Source organism: Pseudosulfitobacter sp. SM2401 (assembly GCF_042932805.1).
Classification (GTDB): domain Bacteria; phylum Pseudomonadota; class Alphaproteobacteria; order Rhodobacterales; family Rhodobacteraceae; genus Ascidiaceihabitans.
Genome location: NZ_CP170633.1, coordinates 1,520,333 through 1,537,278, shown reverse-complemented (window position 1 = coordinate 1,537,278; position 16,946 = coordinate 1,520,333). Strand labels below are relative to the sequence as shown.

Annotated in this window: 12 protein-coding genes; 10 read left to right on the top strand and 2 right to left on the bottom strand. The window is 57.2% G+C overall.

The window, feature by feature from the left end; translation table 11 throughout:
• The first annotated feature begins 4 nt into the window (after window positions 1–4).
• The 7 genes from ACFIO0_RS07590 (at window position 5) to phoB (ending at window position 7,338) form a co-directional block, all read left to right on the top strand.
• The gene (locus ACFIO0_RS07590) at window positions 5–1,048 is read left to right on the top strand and encodes an ATP-binding protein (protein WP_390914745.1); all 1,044 of its coding nucleotides are present in this window, start codon (window positions 5–7) and stop codon (window positions 1,046–1,048) included.
• Between the two features lie 137 nt (window positions 1,049–1,185).
• Entirely contained in the window at window positions 1,186–2,223 is a 1,038-nt protein-coding gene (locus ACFIO0_RS07585; protein ID WP_390914744.1) for a substrate-binding domain-containing protein, read from the top strand.
• An 83-nt stretch (window positions 2,224–2,306) separates the two neighbouring features.
• Entirely contained in the window at window positions 2,307–3,788 is a 1,482-nt protein-coding gene (pstC, locus tag ACFIO0_RS07580) for a phosphate ABC transporter permease subunit PstC (protein WP_390914743.1), read from the top strand.
• An 8-nt stretch (window positions 3,789–3,796) separates the two neighbouring features.
• On the top strand, window positions 3,797–5,116 hold the full coding sequence (pstA, locus tag ACFIO0_RS07575; protein WP_390914742.1) for a phosphate ABC transporter permease PstA: 1,320 nt from the start codon (window positions 3,797–3,799) through the stop codon (window positions 5,114–5,116).
• Between the two features lie 10 nt (window positions 5,117–5,126).
• Entirely contained in the window at window positions 5,127–5,924 is a 798-nt protein-coding gene (gene pstB, locus ACFIO0_RS07570; protein WP_390914741.1) for a phosphate ABC transporter ATP-binding protein PstB, read from the top strand.
• 10 nt (window positions 5,925–5,934) lie between these two features.
• Window positions 5,935–6,636, top strand: a complete 702-nt coding sequence (gene phoU, locus ACFIO0_RS07565; protein WP_390914740.1) for a phosphate signaling complex protein PhoU — start codon at window positions 5,935–5,937, stop codon at window positions 6,634–6,636.
• A gap of 12 nt (window positions 6,637–6,648) precedes the next feature.
• The gene (gene phoB, locus ACFIO0_RS07560; RefSeq protein ID WP_390914739.1) at window positions 6,649–7,338 is read left to right on the top strand and encodes a phosphate regulon transcriptional regulator PhoB; all 690 of its coding nucleotides are present in this window, start codon (window positions 6,649–6,651) and stop codon (window positions 7,336–7,338) included.
• Window positions 7,339–7,348: 10 nt separating this feature from the next.
• Here phoB and ACFIO0_RS07555 read toward each other — a convergent pair whose 3' ends face one another.
• Entirely contained in the window at window positions 7,349–11,287 is a 3,939-nt protein-coding gene (locus ACFIO0_RS07555) for a translocation/assembly module TamB domain-containing protein (RefSeq protein WP_390914738.1), read from the bottom strand.
• On the bottom strand, window positions 11,284–13,077 hold the full coding sequence (locus ACFIO0_RS07550) for a BamA/TamA family outer membrane protein (protein WP_390914737.1): 1,794 nt from the start codon (window positions 13,075–13,077) through the stop codon (window positions 11,284–11,286). The genes ACFIO0_RS07555 and ACFIO0_RS07550 overlap by 4 nt, the downstream gene beginning before the upstream one ends.
• Window positions 13,078–13,288: 211 nt before the next feature.
• Here ACFIO0_RS07550 and ACFIO0_RS07545 point away from each other — a divergent pair, with 211 nt between their 5' ends.
• The 3 genes from ACFIO0_RS07545 to ACFIO0_RS07535 are packed head-to-tail and all read left to right on the top strand — an operon-like array spanning window position 13,289 to window position 16,946.
• Window positions 13,289–13,930, top strand: a complete 642-nt coding sequence (locus ACFIO0_RS07545) for a paraquat-inducible protein A (RefSeq protein WP_390914736.1) — start codon at window positions 13,289–13,291, stop codon at window positions 13,928–13,930.
• Window positions 13,873–14,520 (top strand): paraquat-inducible protein A, encoded by a 648-nt coding sequence (locus tag ACFIO0_RS07540; RefSeq protein WP_390914735.1) that lies wholly within the window; start codon window positions 13,873–13,875, stop codon window positions 14,518–14,520. Before ACFIO0_RS07545 ends, ACFIO0_RS07540 begins: the two co-directional genes overlap by 58 nt.
• Window positions 14,517–16,946 (top strand): MlaD family protein, encoded by a 2,430-nt coding sequence (locus ACFIO0_RS07535; protein ID WP_390914734.1) that lies wholly within the window; start codon window positions 14,517–14,519, stop codon window positions 16,944–16,946. The genes ACFIO0_RS07540 and ACFIO0_RS07535 overlap by 4 nt, the downstream gene beginning before the upstream one ends.

Sequence of the window (16,946 nt, the reverse complement as noted above, 5' to 3'; positions counted from 1 at the left end):
ACCGTTGGGCAACGCCGGTTTTCAGTCTCTTCTGAATGCGCTGCCGTTGCCCGGCCTTGCTATCGATCTGGATGACCGGATTATCGCGGCGAACGCAGATGCGCGCGCGCTGTTGGGTGATCAAATCATTGAGCGCAGCTACATCGCGATGCTGCGCCAGCCCGACATTTTGCACAGCATCGAAGCCACGCAAGCAGATGGCGAAAATCGCACCACGCGGTACGTGCACACCGATATTGGCCAAGAAACGTTGTTTTCTGTCAGCTGCCGCGCTGTTGTGGACGCCGGCGACACAGTGGTCATCCTGTGTTTTGAGGACATCACGCATGTGACCCAAACCAGCCAGATGCGCCGCGATTTTGTCGCCAACGTCAGCCATGAATTGCGTACGCCGCTGACCGCATTGATGGGGTTTATCGAGACGCTCAGAGGGCCTGCGAAAAACGACGCGCCCGCGCACGACCGGTTCTTGGGCATCATGCAGAGCGAAGCGGAACGGATGAACCGGCTGGTCGGCGATCTGTTGTCGCTAAGCCAAGTGGAAAGCGATGAGCGCGTGCGCCCGACAGACAACGTCTGCGTCGATGCGGTGTTACTGTCGACCATTCATTCGATCAAACCGGTTGCTGATGCGGCGGGCGTCAACATTGAAACGGATTTTTCAGACTCAGAGCTGATCATCGCAGGCGACGCCGATCAACTGCGCCAGGTGTTCACCAATCTGATCGGCAACGCGATCAAATACGGCAGCAGTGGTGGGCGTGTGACCGTGTCGCTAAAACGGCTGAAACGCGAGGCTTTTGCACGTGGTCCTTGCGCCCTGATCCAGATTACAGATTACGGCGATGGCATAGACGAGGTCCATTTGCCCCGTCTGACCGAACGGTTTTACCGCGTCGATGATCATCGCAGTCGCGCATTGGGCGGCACGGGGCTTGGCCTTGCGATCACCAAACACATCGTGAACCGGCATCGCGGGCGCCTCAAGATCAGCAGCGTCAAAGGTGCCGGATCGACCTTTGCTGTGGTTCTGCCAATTTCTGCGTAAATCGCGAAAAATGCGACCTATCCGTGGTCTTGTCATCAAACTGTTACACAGGTGTCACAAAAGCTATGCAACTGCCCCCTAGATCTGCGGCAAGATCGCCATGGGGGTGATCGCATAGACCTTACACGGAGACACGCATGTCACTCGTAAAACTCTCAACTTCTGCGCTGGCGATTGCTGCCGTAACCGCCACAGCCGCCGCCGCCCGCGATCAAGTCCAAGTCGCCGGATCATCTACCGTTTTGCCCTACGCCTCGATCGTGGCCGAAGCGTTTGGCGAAAACTTTGATTTCCCGACGCCGGTTGTGGAATCGGGCGGATCATCTGCAGGCCTCAAACGCTTTTGCGAAGGCGTGGGCGAAAACACCATCGACGTGGCCAACGCATCGCGCCAAATCAAATCCGGCGAAATCGAAGTGTGTGCGGCCAACGGTGTCACCGACATCATCGAAGTGCGCATCGGATATGACGGCATCGTCTTTGCCTCTGACATCGCAGGCGAGGCATTCGCGTTCACACCGACGGATTGGTACCTTGCCCTGTCCGACACGATCTTGGTCGACGGCCAGATGGTCGCCAATCCGAATACCAACTGGAACCAGGTCAACGCGTCCTTTCCCGACCAGCCGATCCAGGCCTTTGTGCCCGGCACCAAACACGGCACCCGCGAAGTGTTCGAGGACAAAGTGATCCTTGAGGGCTGCGAAGCAACTGGCGCATTCGACGCGCTCAAGGCAGCGAGTGGCGACAAAAAGGCAGCTGAAAAAGCCTGCATCGGTTTGCGCACGGACGGCAAATCGGTCGACATCGACGGCGATTACACCGAAACGCTAGCGCGGATTGAAAGCAACAAAGACGGCATCGGCGTGTTCGGTCTGGCGTTTTACGAAAACAACACAGACAAGCTGCAAGTCGCAACGATGTCAGATGTTGTGCCCTCAACCGAGAGCATTTCGACCGGCGAATACCCCGTATCACGCCCGTTGTTTTTCTACGTGAAAAAGGCGCACATCGGCGTGATCCCGGGGCTGAAAGAATTCGCTGAGTTCTTTGTTGCTGAGGAAATCGCCGGTCCAGACGGTCCGTTGGCCGAATACGGTTTGGTCGCCGATCCTGAGCTCGAAAAAACTCAAACCAATGTCGCTGACGAGGCGGTCATGAACTCCGGTTCCTAAAACATCACCACGCGGGGGGCGGTCAGAATTGGCGGCCCCCCGCGTGACTTTTTGAACGACGCACTTCAGCGAAAGCCACGACTATGGGCACCACCACCATCGTAATTCTTGTGATCCTCGCGCTGACGGTTTTGGCCTACAGCGTGGCGCGCAATCGTGCCTTGGCGGGCGCTGGTGGCGATCGTCGCAAGCTGCATTCATTGCCGACGTATTACGGCACCAATGCTGCGATGTTCACCGGTGTGCCGGCCCTTGGGGTGCTGGTGATTTGGCTGCTTGCGCAACCGATGATGATCGAAACCGCTGTGGTTAAATTGATCCCTGACAGTGTGATCGCCGAAGGGTCTTCGGTTGGGTTGGTCATGAGCGACGTGCGCCGCGTGGCCAACGGTTTGGACATCGTAATCCGGTCTGGCGAAATGACGCGCGAAGCCGCCTTGGCGCTGGACACAACCACAACCGATGTGCGGGCGGCATTGGCCGCTGTTGGCGTCGCGCTTGGGTCAGTCGTGAAACCCGAAGTCCTGAGTGCTGCGCAAGTCTACCGCCAGCAATCGAGCTCAGGCCGGTTCTGGATGATTGGCATCACTTTGGCGCTGGCCCTGATCGGTTTTGCGATTTCAGTGGCCATTTCCAAACCTGATTTTCGCGCGCGCAACACCGTCGAACGCGGTATTTTGGCATTGCTGATTTTGGCCGCATCGCTGGCGGTTTTGACCACCGTTGGCATCGTGTTTTCAATGCTGTTTGAATCAATCAATTTCTTCCGCCTGCACCCGTGGACCGACTTTTTCTTTGGGCCAAAATGGGCCCCGAATTTTCGTGGTAACAGCGATTTGTCGATCCTGCCGCTGCTCTGGGGCACGCTGTACATCTCGGCTATCGCGCTGGCTGTGGCCGTGCCGATCGGCCTGTTCGCTGCGATTTACCTCAGTGAATATGCGGGGGCCAAGGTGCGCTCGGCTGCGAAACCTCTGATCGAGATCCTCGCGGGGATTCCGACAATTGTGTACGGTTTGTTTGCGCTGCTGACTGTGGGGCCAATGTTGGTGAACATCTTTGGGCGCGGCGAAGACGGGCTGCTGGGCGTTGAATGGATGAGCGGCGCAACAGCCGTTTTGACCGCTGGCCTGGTGATGGGCATCATGCTGATCCCGTTCGTGTCGTCCTTGTCCGATGACATCATCAATGCGGTGCCGCAATCCTTGCGTGACGGGTCGTATGGCCTTGGTGCGACACAGTCCGAAACCATCCGCCAAGTGGTGTTGCCAGCCGCGTTACCGGGCATTGTCGGCGCCATTTTGTTGGCCGCATCGCGCGCCATTGGCGAAACCATGATCGTGGTTTTGGGGGCAGGGGCCATCGCCAAATTCAGCGGCAACCCGCTCGAGGCGATGACCACAATCACCACCCGTATCGTCAGCCAATTGACCGGCGATACCGACTTTGCCAGCCCCGAAACGCTGGTCGCATTTGCCTTGGGCCTGACGCTGTTTGTGCTGACCTTGGGGCTTAACATTATCGCGCTGGTCATTGTGCGCAAATATCGGGAGCAGTACGATTGAGCGATCTCATGAGCCCTAAATCATCGCTGTTGGTCCAAGACAGGCGCACCAAAAAACGCAACGCCGCCGAGGCGCGGTTCAAGAGCTACGGCATGATCGCCATTGCCATTGGCCTGCTGATGCTGTGCATTTTGGTGTTCAACATTGTCAGCCGTGGGGCCGGTGCCTTTCAGCAGACATTTGTGACGCTTGAAGTCACGCTGCTGGAAAGCAAGCTGGATAAAAACGGTAATCGCGATCTGGCGGATCTGAAAAAAGTATCGACCTTTGGCTACGCGCCTTTGCTGAAGTCCGCGTTCGAACAAAAGGTCACAAAGACCGGATTGGACACGACGTTAAAAACCAAGGCCATGGCTGGAATTTTGTCAAAGAGTGCGCCCGCTGACTTGCGCAATTTTGTCTTGGCCAACCCCGACCAAATCGGGGAAACGGTTGAATTCGAATTTCTCGCCTCGTCACGGGTTGATGGATTTCTAAAGGGCCGCGTCAGCCGTGACAGCATCGGCAACGACAAGAATATTTCCGTCGAACAGTTGGACTTTGTCGATCAGTTGATCACGGATGGATCGTTGCAAAAACGGTTTAACCTGACCTTTATCACGGGATCAGACGCGTCAGACCAGCGGCCCGAAGCAGCAGGCATGGGCACGTCGATGATCGGATCTTTGTTCATGATGCTGGTGGTGTTGGCGCTGGCCTTGCCAATCGGTGTCGCCGCGTCCATCTACCTTGAGGAATTCGCCCCGAAAAACTGGATCACGGACATCATCGAGGTAAATATTTCCAACCTCGCCGCGGTGCCATCTATCGTGTTCGGGATCTTGGGGCTGGCCGTGTTCATCAACTACATGCACCTGCCGAATTCTGCGCCTTTGGTCGGTGGTTTGGTTCTGACACTGATGACATTGCCGACCATTATCATCTCGACGCGGGCCTCGTTGAAATCGGTGCCACCGAGTATTCGTGATGCCGCTTTGGGCGTTGGTGCATCAAAAATGCAGTCGGTATTTCACCATGTCTTACCACTGGCAGCGCCGGGCATTTTGACCGGTACGATCATTGGCCTAGCCCAGGCATTGGGTGAAACTGCACCGCTGTTGTTGATCGGAATGGTTGGTTTTATCGCCTCAAACCCGCCCGACAGCATCGCGGCTGGTTTGATGTCGCCGAACTCTGCCATGCCCGCGCAAATCTACGAATGGGCCAAACGCGCGGACCCTGCATTTTACGAACGCGCGTGGGGTGGCATCATTATTTTGTTGGTGTTTTTGGTCACCATGAACACCATTGCGGTGCTGTTGCGCCGCCGCTTTGAACGCCGCTGGTAGGGATTGCGACATGAAAGATTTGAACACTCAGGAGAACGTCGTGGACACAGCAAACGTCAAAATCGCCGCCCGCAACGTGCAGGTTTACTACGGCGACAACCACGCCATCAAAGACGTCAACGTCGAGATCGAAGCCAACACCGTGACCGCGTTTATCGGCCCGTCGGGTTGTGGCAAATCGACGTTTTTGCGGTGTATCAACCGGATGAACGACACGATCGATATTTGCCGCGTAGAGGGTGATATTCTGATCGACGGCGAAGACATTTACGACCGCCGTGTTGATCCGGTGCAACTGCGCGCCAAGGTCGGGATGGTATTTCAAAAACCCAATCCGTTTCCGAAATCGATCTTTGACAACGTGGCCTACGGTCCACGCATTCACGGTTTGGCGCAAAACAAAGCGGATTTGAACATCATTGTCGAAAGCGCTTTGCGCCGCGCCGCGATCTGGGAAGAGGTCAAAGATCGCCTTGATGCCCCCGGCACCGGATTGTCAGGCGGACAACAACAACGCCTGTGCATCGCGCGCGCAATTGCGACCGAACCCGAAGTGTTGCTGATGGATGAGCCTTGCTCAGCCCTTGATCCCATCGCCACTGCCCAAGTCGAAGAGTTGATCGACGAGCTGCGTGAAAACTACGCCGTCGTAATCGTCACACACTCGATGCAACAGGCCGCGCGGGTCAGTCAAAAAACCGCGTTCTTTCACCTCGGCAATCTTGTAGAATACGGCGAGACGGCCGCGATTTTTACCAACCCAACAGACCCGCGCACCGAAAGCTATATCACTGGCCGGATCGGGTAGGGAGAACGATATGACAGAAAACCACATCGCATCCGCGTTTGACCGCGACCTAGAAGACATTCAGGCGCAGATTATGAAAATGGGCGGGCTGGTCGAAGAGGCCATCGTCGAGGGCGCTATTTCGCTCGAAAGCCGCGACATTGAACGTGCCGAACAAGTGCGCGCCGCCGACAAGGTGATCGACGCCCTAGAGGAATCCATAAACGAACAGGCCGCGCGGCTGATCGCGCTGCGCTCGCCCACAGCCGGCGATTTGCGTCTGGTGCTGAGCGTGATGAAAATCAGCGGCAATCTCGAACGCATCGGTGATTACGCAAAAAACATGGCCAAGCGCACGGGTGTTTTGGCGCAAATGGATCCGGTCAGTGGCTCTGCCGCCAGCCTGCGCCGCATGGCAAAAGAAGTCGGGGCAATGTTGAAAGACGCGCTTGATGCCTACGTCAATCGCGACGCCGAGATCGCCCGGGATGTGATCGAACGCGACAGCGATGTGGACCAGATGTACAACACGCTGTTCCGTGAACTTTTGACATTCATGATGGAAGATCCACGCAACATCACCGCCTGCATGCATTTGCATTTCATTGGCAAAAACGTGGAACGCATGGGCGATCACGTCACTGCAATCGCCGAGCAAACCGTCTATCTGGTGACCGGTGAAAAACCGGAAGAGGCGCGCACAAAATCTGACACAACGTCAACCAAGGCTTAGGAGATCAGGGCCATGTCAGTTTCACAACCCCGTGTTTTAGTGGTCGAAGACGAACCGGCACAGCGCGAAGTGTTGGCCTACAATCTTGAGGCCGAAGGGTTTGCTGTCAGCCGCGCAGAGAACGGCGAAGAAGCATTGCTGCTGGTCGAAGAAGACAAACCCGACGTGATCGTTCTGGACTGGATGATGCCGCACCTCAGCGGGATCGAAGTGTGCAGGCGCCTGAAAATCCGCCCTGAAACGCGCGCCATTCCAGTAATCATGTTGTCGGCGCGATCAGAAGAGGTTGACCGCGTGCGTGGTCTTGAAACCGGTGCCGATGACTACGTGATCAAACCTTATTCCGTGCTGGAATTGATGGCGCGGGTACGCAGCCATTTGCGCCGTGTGCGCCCGTCAACCGTGGGTCAGCGGGTCGAATATCAAGACATCGTTTTGGACGCCGAAAGCCACCGTGTGACGCGCGGCGACACCGAATTGAAACTGGGCCCAACCGAGTTCCGCTTGTTAAGCACGTTCATGGAAAAACCAGGCCGGGTCTGGAGCCGCGAGCTGCTGCTGGACCGTGTTTGGGGGCGTGATATTTACGTCGACACCCGAACGGTCGATGTGCACGTCGGGCGTTTACGCAAGGCGCTGACCCAATTTGACGGCAGCGATCCGATCAGAACAGTACGCGGGTCGGGATACAGCTTAGGCTGACATTCGCCGTTCAGTAGTCTTTTTCAAAGAAAATCCCGATGCCGGTGTTGCCATCCGACGCGGTGCTGCCTTTGGCGGTGACGTTTGGCGTAAGATCGATGTTGATCGAAATTTCGCTGTCACCTTGCGACCCGACAGTGACGTCGGTGTAGACTTTTTCAGAGATGTATTTGCCTGCGCGCACCGACGTGTTGCCAGTGCTGTCCGTGGACAAATCCAGGTCGTCCAATCCAAATCCACTGAGCAGTTTCGTGATGATGCCATTGTCTTGTCGCCCCGCCAGAACGGCAACAGCATTGGCAAGTTGCAGCGCTTGGAACGCCGAAATCTGGCTTAGGTCACGGCCCAAAATGATCTGGGCGAGAACTTCGTCTTGGGGGGCTTCGGGGGATGATTCAAAACTGATTGTGGGATCATCCGCAGGGCCATCGATGACCACACTGGCCGTGCCTGAACTGGTTTCAGTGGTCGCAACAAAACGGATGTAGGGCACCAGATCGCCCTGCATCACGATTGACCCTTCGTCCAGATCAAAGCGTTGTTGCAAGATTGAAAGGCGCCCGCGCACCAGCGTAAAACGGCCCGCCGAAATGATGTCGTTGGTGGTTCCGCTTAGCCGCAGTTGCCCGCCCAATTCAGCATCCAAGCCACGCCCGCGTACAAAAATCCGCGAAGGGGCCGAGATGTTGATGTTCAAACCAAAACCGCCGGCACTGCTAGAGGACGTCGCGGTTGCGCTTTCGTCTTGGCGTAGCAAACCCGCGCGTTTCTGACTGCGCACCACGGATTGAGGCGGGCGAATATGGGTGATGTTCGGAATGTCGCTGAGGCTTGAAAACCCTGAAGAGGGGACGTTCACAACCGTTTCGCCGATGGCCAAATCACCACCGATCTGCGCATCACCCGTCAGTGGACCCCGCAAGGCCAACCCGCCCGAGACGGTCGTTTTGTAAAGCGCCGGATCAACCAAAGTGACCGAATTCAGCGCAATTTTTAGATCGGCAAGCATGCGTCCCGTCAGATCAACCGTTCCACTGGCTTGCACGCCGCCACCGGAACTGACGGCACCGGTGGCCTCAATATTTGCGCGGCTGTTGGCCAGGCGAACAGTTGTTGCAATGTTTTCCAATGCGATTTGCAACGTCGGGGCGCTAAGACGTGCGGCATTGGTTGAAATCTGTCCTGACAGGTTCGGCAGGCCAAAGCCGCCGTTTAGCATCAGATCGAACGCCGCTTGGCCTTGGATGCTGCGCGGGCGGATGAACGGCGCGGCCAACCCCAAGGGCACGGTGCCTGCGACGTTGATGTTCGGACGGCCGGTGTCAGAAATCGTGCCGTTGATGCGCGCGCGTGTGCCCGAAACGCCGCTGGCGGTTGCGTCGATCTGGTAGGCCGCGCCGGGTTTGCGCAATGTTCCATCCAACGCTAATGGGCCCCTTAACTCTGGGACAAAAACGTTGACATTCGGGATGCGTGCGGCGATGGCCAGATTTGTGCGCGGCCCCGTGGCGATCCCTGACACATCGGCGCTGGCCCCGAAAGGACCACGCGCGCTGGCATCCACCGACCACACATCGTCTGCCATTGTTGCGCGTCCGTTTGACACCAGCGACCCTGTTACAGCGCTGCTGAGAACCGACGCATCACGGATATTTACGTCGTATTGAACCGCCGCTTGATCCGCGCGCAATTCTCCGTTCGCAGCCAGACGCAGATTAGCGTTTTCGACGCTCAAACGTTCGAGCGACAAGGTTTCCCCACTGCGAACGGCCTTGCTATCCAGCGTCGTCGTGCCTCGCAAAATCGCGTTTGCTTGGTCAATACCAGTGCGCAGGTTCACGGTTTCACCGGCCACTGTCAGATCAAAATCTTGGGATTTTGCAGCGACAGTACCAGTCACGTTGACGCGTGCAGCACCACCCAATTCACGTGCGGCAAGTTTGGAAAACCGACTGAGGTTCTTGGCGTCAACGACCAGATCAACCTGCGTGTCCAAATCTGCGCTGGCCGTGTCGATCACGGCTTGACCTGTCACAACAGTGGTGTCGCCCGCGATCAAACGTGCTGTAGTATCGACGTTCCAGAGTGCCCCTGTTTGGGTGGCACGTCCTTTGGCGCTGAGGGGGCCAGTGACGCCTTCGGCGATCAGTGACGTTTCGCGCAAAGTTGCGTCGTAATTCACCACTGCGGCGTCAGTACGCAGGTTCGCATCTGCATTCAATTCAATGTTCGGATTAACAATGTTCAGCCGGTCCAGGCGGGTTCCGGTCTCGTCCCGCGCCGCTTTGATATCAAGCTGTGTGACGCCTTGCAAAACCGCATCAGCCTGCGCCTGACCAACGCGCAATTCTGTTCCTGTTCCTTTGATTGCCAGATCAAAACGACCTGCTAAAGGCGCAATTTGACCACTGATGTTCACATCAGCAGCGCCGTCCAACGCCTGACCCGAGATCGCCGAAAAGCGGGATAAATCCTGCGCAACCAAAGCCGTCTGCAAATCGGTTTCAAAGCCGGTCGACAGCGTGTCAATCACCGCCTCTCCGCGCAGTGCATAGTCTGCACCTTGCAACACCAGCTGGGAAATCTGGAGCGGGCTTTGCTTGGCATATTCCACGCGGGTTGTCAGATTGACCGCGTCACCCACCGCTTGGGCCACCGCGTCTTGCAAGCCGCCGATCCCGTCGACCTGCGCTGTGATATCGGCATTGACCTGACCCAGCCCGCCGTTGCTGGGCGTAAGCGTCCCAATCGCTGTCAGGTTCGTGCGTGCAATTGAAATATCCGAACGGTTCAGTTTGGTGACATCAAATTCCGCGCTCCAGGAATCGCTTTGAGCGGCGTCGAATTTCACGTTCAAATCGGCAGCGTCAATGTAGGTTTCCACACCCGCTGCCGGTAGCAACACAGGGCCGCCCAGCGTGTCGGCAATGCGCCCTTCGATATCAATAAAAGTCGGCCAGTTTTCCGCATTCAGACGGGCCGAGCCGGTCATACGGGCCTTTTGAGTGACCAGATCCAGGGCCGCGATATCGAGCGCACCACTGTCCGCACGAATTGCGTCAAACCGCAGCGCGACGTCTTCTCCAAAAAAGTCACGGTATTGCGGGGCAAAAAGGGCGGTAATGTCACCGGCGATGTCAGCTTTGATTTCGCGACCCGGTGTCTCAGCGTCCACCTGAGCAAGCAGCGTGATGTTGCCCGCCAACCGCTCGGTATCGTCCGTTGCCAGTTGCAGATCGGCGTTGAAATCATCCAGCGTCCCTTCACCGTTCAAAATCAGCGACAAGGACGGGTTTTGGGGCAGGTTCAACAACCCCGAAATCAACCCGCCGGTGTCTTCTTTTAGATCAAGGTCCAGCAGGATGTTGTTGGTGGCGTTGTCAAAACCCGCATCGATCCTGAACGTTCCGCGCGTACCGGACAAACGCGTCGCCACAACCTTAGCTGTGCCCGATCCACCGCCCAGACGTATCGCGGCTTGGGTCTTTAGTTCCAGATCGGTGCCCAGCACTGGTGCACCCAAAGTGATCTTTTCAAGCGCCAGATTTTCGATGTCGATGGACACGGGCAATTCCGGCAGCTTGAATGGCGTCGCTTCGGGTGACGGAACGCCGCTGCCAGCCTCAGACACCGGCAGGCGGGGCATGTTCAGCGTGGCGGCTGTCAGTTGTTTCACATCGACGCGACCAAGCAGCAAGGCGGACCGGTTCCATTCCAGAACGATATCGCCCAGTTCCAGCCAGATGCCGTCGCTGTCCGCGATGGTGATTTTGGCAATGCGTGCTTGCGAACTCAGGCTGCCAGTTAGCCCTTCGATCTGCACATCGCGCCCCGCACCGCTTAGGTTGTCTTGCAACAGACGGGTCAGATAACCTTTGTCGTCGTCTTGGGCCAACACGGGCGCGACCAAAGCGATCAGGCAGAAAAATATGGCAAAAAGGCGTTTCAAAACGATTGTCCTATGCCGATGTAAATCTGCAAATCAGAGCTGGTGTCGGGCCCGGATACAGGCACCGCGACGTCCAGCCGGATGGGGCCAATTCCTGTGGCATAGCGCAGACCCACGCCCGCGCCGCTGTGCCAATCGCCGTCGGTGCCGTTGGGAAACGACTCGCTGCCGATGTAGCCGATGTCGTAGAACCCGACCAAACCGATGGTGTCAGTTGCCTCGAGCCGCAGTTCGCTCGAGAGGCCGATAAACGAGCGTCCGCCGACCAGATTGCCGCCGCCCAAATCAACCGAAAGCGATTGGTACGATTGTCCTCGCACTGTGCCGCCGCCGCCGGAATAAAACAGGAAATCGGTGGGGGCCAAGGCCTGCGACACACCCGCAACCGACCCCAATTGCCCACGCAGCGCAAACGTCAGGGGGCGGGCGGTTTCAATCGTGTAAAACGCGCGCAGATCGGCGTAGGTGCGCAGCCCGTTGCCCGCCCCTTCGATGCTCAGAAACGGCGTCGCGCTGATGTTGGCGTAATAGCCTTTTTTGGCGTCCAGCGTGTCGTCGCGGTAGTCAAATTGAACGCCCACTGGCAGCGTAAAGATCGTGTAATCCCGAGTGCCAAAAGCATCGACAGAGTGGGCGGTTTCAATGCCAATCCCAAAGGTATATTCCCGCTTTTCCGTGGCAAACCGTTTGATCCCGATTTCAATCGAGGCCGTGTCGAGCTCATACAACACCTCGTCTTGGCGCTCAATTTCTGCAACGGCGTAAAAATTGGTGTCTTCGTTGAACGTTGCGGGGCGATCAAAGCGCGCAGACAATCGATAATCAGTGCCACCACTTTCACCACCGATGCCTTCGATTTCACCCTCAATGCGAAGCCGCTCAGCCCCGCCGAGGAAATTCCGATGCATCCAATAGGCAGAAACGCCGAGCCCTTCGAGGGATGAAATTTCGGCCCCGAACCCAAAGCGACGCGGCGTTTGGTCCGTGATTTGTGCCGTGATATCAAGCGTTTCGTTGGGACCAATGGTGTCTGATTCAGTCAAAGATACCGTGCCAAAAGTGCCCGTGCGTCGCAGGCGGGTGGTGACGCGCCGCAACTCTTGGGGGCTGTAAACACTGCCTGTGGGCAGGCCTGCAATTTCGGCGATCCGTTCGTCTGAAACGGTGCTTTTGGAGTCCACCAGCAGGTCGCCAAAGGTCAATCGTGGGCCCGGATCCAATGTGACGGATGCGTTTAGCTGCGCGTTCGGGTGATCGGCAGAAATGTCTTGGGCAACAGGTTGTGCCTTGGCGTGGCCGGCATTGCGCCAAGCATCGACGCTGGTGGTCACGGCGCCGCGCAGAATGTCGGTGCCAGCGGGCGCGCCTTTTGCAAAGCCTGCGGGCATTTCGGTGCGTGCGGCAAGTGGCGCGATTTCGGCTTTGCCAAACACGAATTGCGGGCCCGACGTGGTGCGGATCACGACTTGCGACACGACCGAGGGTGGCGATACCGGCGGAATACTGGCGGCTTCGCGTCCGTCAATTGTGATGCTGATCGTTGGTCCGAAAAACCCAGCGCTATAAAACGCCGAAATCAGGCGGGCATAATCAGCTTGTGCGGCGACCAGAACGTCTTGGGCCGAGGCATCTTGGGGCAGGGCGTTCAGCAGTGATGCTGCATCGAGTGCCGCGCTCAGATCTGTGTCAGGCGCGCGTCCTTCCCATTGCAGATTTGCCGCAGATGTCATGTTTGGTGCCACGCTGACCGCGCCCAACGCCGCCGCAAATCCACCGACCGCCAATTTCATCGAAACTGTGCACCTTTGCAGCATAACGCTGTCGACCTCTTACTTGGGTAAACCATCCATTTTTTCGAGTCTCATGCCAGATGAAGCGCCCCTTTGTAACCGTAAAATACTGTGAACGAACAGCCGTCCAAGCCGGATGGCGTTTGTACATGTTTGATCACGCTGATATCGTCGCACCATGAGCGAAAACCCGCCACTTTCCACCAGCCCTATGCCATCGCTGGATCATGACCACCTTATTGTGTGTCCGCAATGCGATGCTGTGTATCAAATCACGCGGCCCAGCCACGGCGAACGGGCGGTTTGTACGCAGTGTCACACAGTGCTGATCGCGCCGCGCAAAAAGGCCGGTCTGCAGATCATCGCGGTGTCGATTGCGGTGATGATTTTGATCATTGCAGCCGCGTGGTTTCCGTTTTTGACGATCAAGGCGGCCGGCAACACCAACGCTGTGTCGATCCTTGATGCGGCTTTGGCATTTCAGGGTGGGCCGTTGGTGGTTTTGGCGCTGTGCACTGCGGCGCTGATTATGGTCGTGCCGCTCACGCGCGTGCTGTTGGTGCTGTATGTTTTGATCCCGATGGTGCGTGATCGCCCGCCTGCGCGTCACGCCATGCAAGCATTCCGCCTGTCCGAGGCGCTGCGCCCTTGGTCGATGGCTGAAATTTTTGCGCTGGGGTGCGCGGTGGCCTTGATCAAAGTCGCGGATCTGGCGGATATCGCGATGGGGCCTGCGTTTTACATGTTCGCAGCCTTGGTAATTTTGGTGGTCGTTCAGGACCGGTTTATGTGTAGATGGACAGTATGGAACGCGTTGGATCCCAACTCAGACCGCCTCGTGCGCAGGACCTAGGTGTTCTCGCTTGCCGGCGCTGCACCAAAGTCTGGCCCAGCGGCACCACGCAATGTGCGCGCTGCGGCGCAAAGCTATCGGCGCGTCGTGACAAAAGCCTGCAACGGGTTTGGGCATTCTGGATCGTCGGGCTGATCTGCTACATCCCCGCAAACATGTACCCGATGTTGCGCACCCGCACGCTGTTTCAAACCCAGGAAGACACGATTGTCGGTGGCGCAGTCGAGCTGATCCACCACCACGCTTTCGGGATCGCGGCCATCATTCTGATCGCCAGCGTGTTGATCCCTGTGGGCAAATTCATGGCCGTCGCGTTTCTGGCGCTAAGCGTGCAAAACAAGGGCCCCAAAGTTGGCAATCACCAACGTCACCGCATGCTAGAGATCGTCGAATACATCGGTCGCTGGTCCATGATCGACGTGTTTGTCGTTGCGATCCTATCGTCGTTGGTGCAGTTAAACTCACTCGCTGCAATCAATCCCGGGCCTGCCAGCCTGTTCTTCGCACTTTCGGTCATTTTCGCGATGCTCTCAGCCCAAAGCTTTGATCCGCGTATGATTTATGACATCTCTGGGGACGCTCGTTCATGACCGACCAACCGCCGCACGTCCAAATCGAAAGCACGGCGCAGTCGTGGCGGTCCCAGTTGTCGATTGTCTGGATCATTCCGATTGTGGCCTTGATCATTGCGCTGGCCGTTGCGTGGCAATCGTATTCCAGTCGCGGGCCGCTGATCGAAATCGCTTTTGACAACGGGGCAGGGGTCGCGGCAGGGCAGACCGAATTACGGTACCGCGATGTGACCGTCGGCAAGGTGGAAAAGGTCAAATTTTCCGAAACGCTGGATCAGGTTTTGGTTCAGGTGCGGCTCAGCAAAGACATCGCACCTTTTGTCGATGGATCTGCGCAGTTTTGGGTCGTGCGCCCAGAGGTCACAACCCAAGGCATCACGGGGCTCGACACGGTTCTGAGCGGTGTCTTCATCGAAGGGTCGTGGGACGGCAAAGCCGGTGACAGCGTCAGCAACTACCAAGGCCTGAATCAGGTTCCACTGATCCGGCCGGGGCATGGCGGCTTGCAAATCACGCTGCGCTCGGGCCTGCGAACCGCCCTGAGCGACAACGCGCCGATCCTGTTTCGCGGCATCGAAGTTGGCCGGATCGGGCAGGCGCGCATTGCGGCAAACGGCAGCTTTGCTGTGGCCGAGGCGATCATCTACGAAAAACACCGCAATCTGCTGTCTGAAAACACCCGTTTTTGGGACGTATCGGGGTTTGAATTCAGTGTTGGTCCGTCAGGCGCCGAGGTTGATTTCAAATCGATCGCCGCCTTGCTGTCTGGCGGTTTGACCTTTGATACGATCATCTCAGGCGGCGATATTGTGCGCGATGGCCACGTGTTCGAGGTGTTCAGCGGCGAGGCCTCGGCCCGTGCAAGTGTGTTCAACGCGTCAGACGTCGAAACGCTAGAATTGACGGTGATCTTTTCGGAGAACATTGCTGGCTTGGCCGTTGGTGCGCCTGTTGAACTCAAAGGCTTGAAAATCGGCGAAATCACCAATCTGACCGGTGTTGTGGATCGCACGATCTTTGGCGATTCTCGGGTGCGACTGAACACGTCGATTTCGATCCAGCCTGCGCGGTTGGGCTTGGCCACTGAAGCCACACCAGAAAATGCGCTGACGTTCCTGCGCGAACAAGTCCAAGACGGGCTGCGCGCGCGCCTTGCTTCTGCCAGCATCCTGACCGGTGGGCTAAAGGTCGAGCTGCTTAAGCAGCCAAACGCGCCATCCGCCAGCATTCTCAACGGCAACCCGTTCCCGATTATTCCCGTCACCGAAAGTGCGATCAGCGACGTTGGGTCCACCGCCGAGGGCGTTTTTACCCGCATCAACAACCTGCCCATCGAAGAACTGATGGCCAGTGTCATCGACGTGATGAAATCGACCAACGCGTTGGTTTCAGACGATGCTTTGCGCGCAACGCCGGGGCAGGTGCGTGATTTGATCGGCGATGTGCGCGGGTTGGTCGGGGCACCTGAAACTCAGGAATTGCCTACACAAATCAGCGACACATTGGCGCAAATCAGCAGCGCGATCACCCAGATGGAAACGGTGTTTGCCCAAGTGGTTACCGAACAGACCATCCGAAAGATTGGCGAAACCCTGCAAGCGGCCAGCACCACGGCAGATGGATTTGACACCGCCATCGCTGGCGTTCCTGATCTGATTTCACGGTTGGAATCTGTCGCCGCCAAAGCCGAAGCATTGGACGTCGAGGCCGTCTTGGGCAACGCTAACACGCTGGTGACATCTGCAAATGCGTTTGTGTCAAACGAAGACCTGACGACATTGATCGCAGACGTGCGCAGCCTTGTGGGGGCGGATGAAACACAACAAATTCCGGTGCGGATGAATGCGACTTTGGCCAAGATCGAAACGCTGTTGACTGATCTGGAAACCCAACAAGTCATCACGAAACTGAACACCGCACTTGATGCGGCAGCCCGCGCCGCCACCAACGCCGACAGTGCTGTGGCAGGTATTCCTGCGCTGATCGAACAGTTTGATGCACTGGCCGCAAAAGCAAACGGTTTGGACGTCGAAGGATTGGTGCAATCCGCCAACGACGTCTTGGCCGCCGCCGAAACGCTGATCGCATCAGACGACACGGCACAATTGCCCGCGACGTTGTCTGCAGCTTTGGACGAAGTTCGCGCAACCTTGGCGGAACTGCGCGCAGGTGGTGCAATCGAAAACACCAACCGCGCGTTGGCGTCCGTCAGCAATGCCGCTGACGCGGTGGCCACCTCAACCGAAAGCTTGCCGGCCTTAGTGGCGCGTCTGAACACGGTTTTGGCGCAGGCGAACACCACGCTTCAAAGCTATGATGGCACGTCGGACGTAAACCGCAGTGCGCGCGACGCCATGCGCGACATTCAAAAAGCCGCGGATGCGATCACCGCATTGGCACGCACCATCCAGCGCAATCCCAATTCACTTTTGCTAGGACGTTGA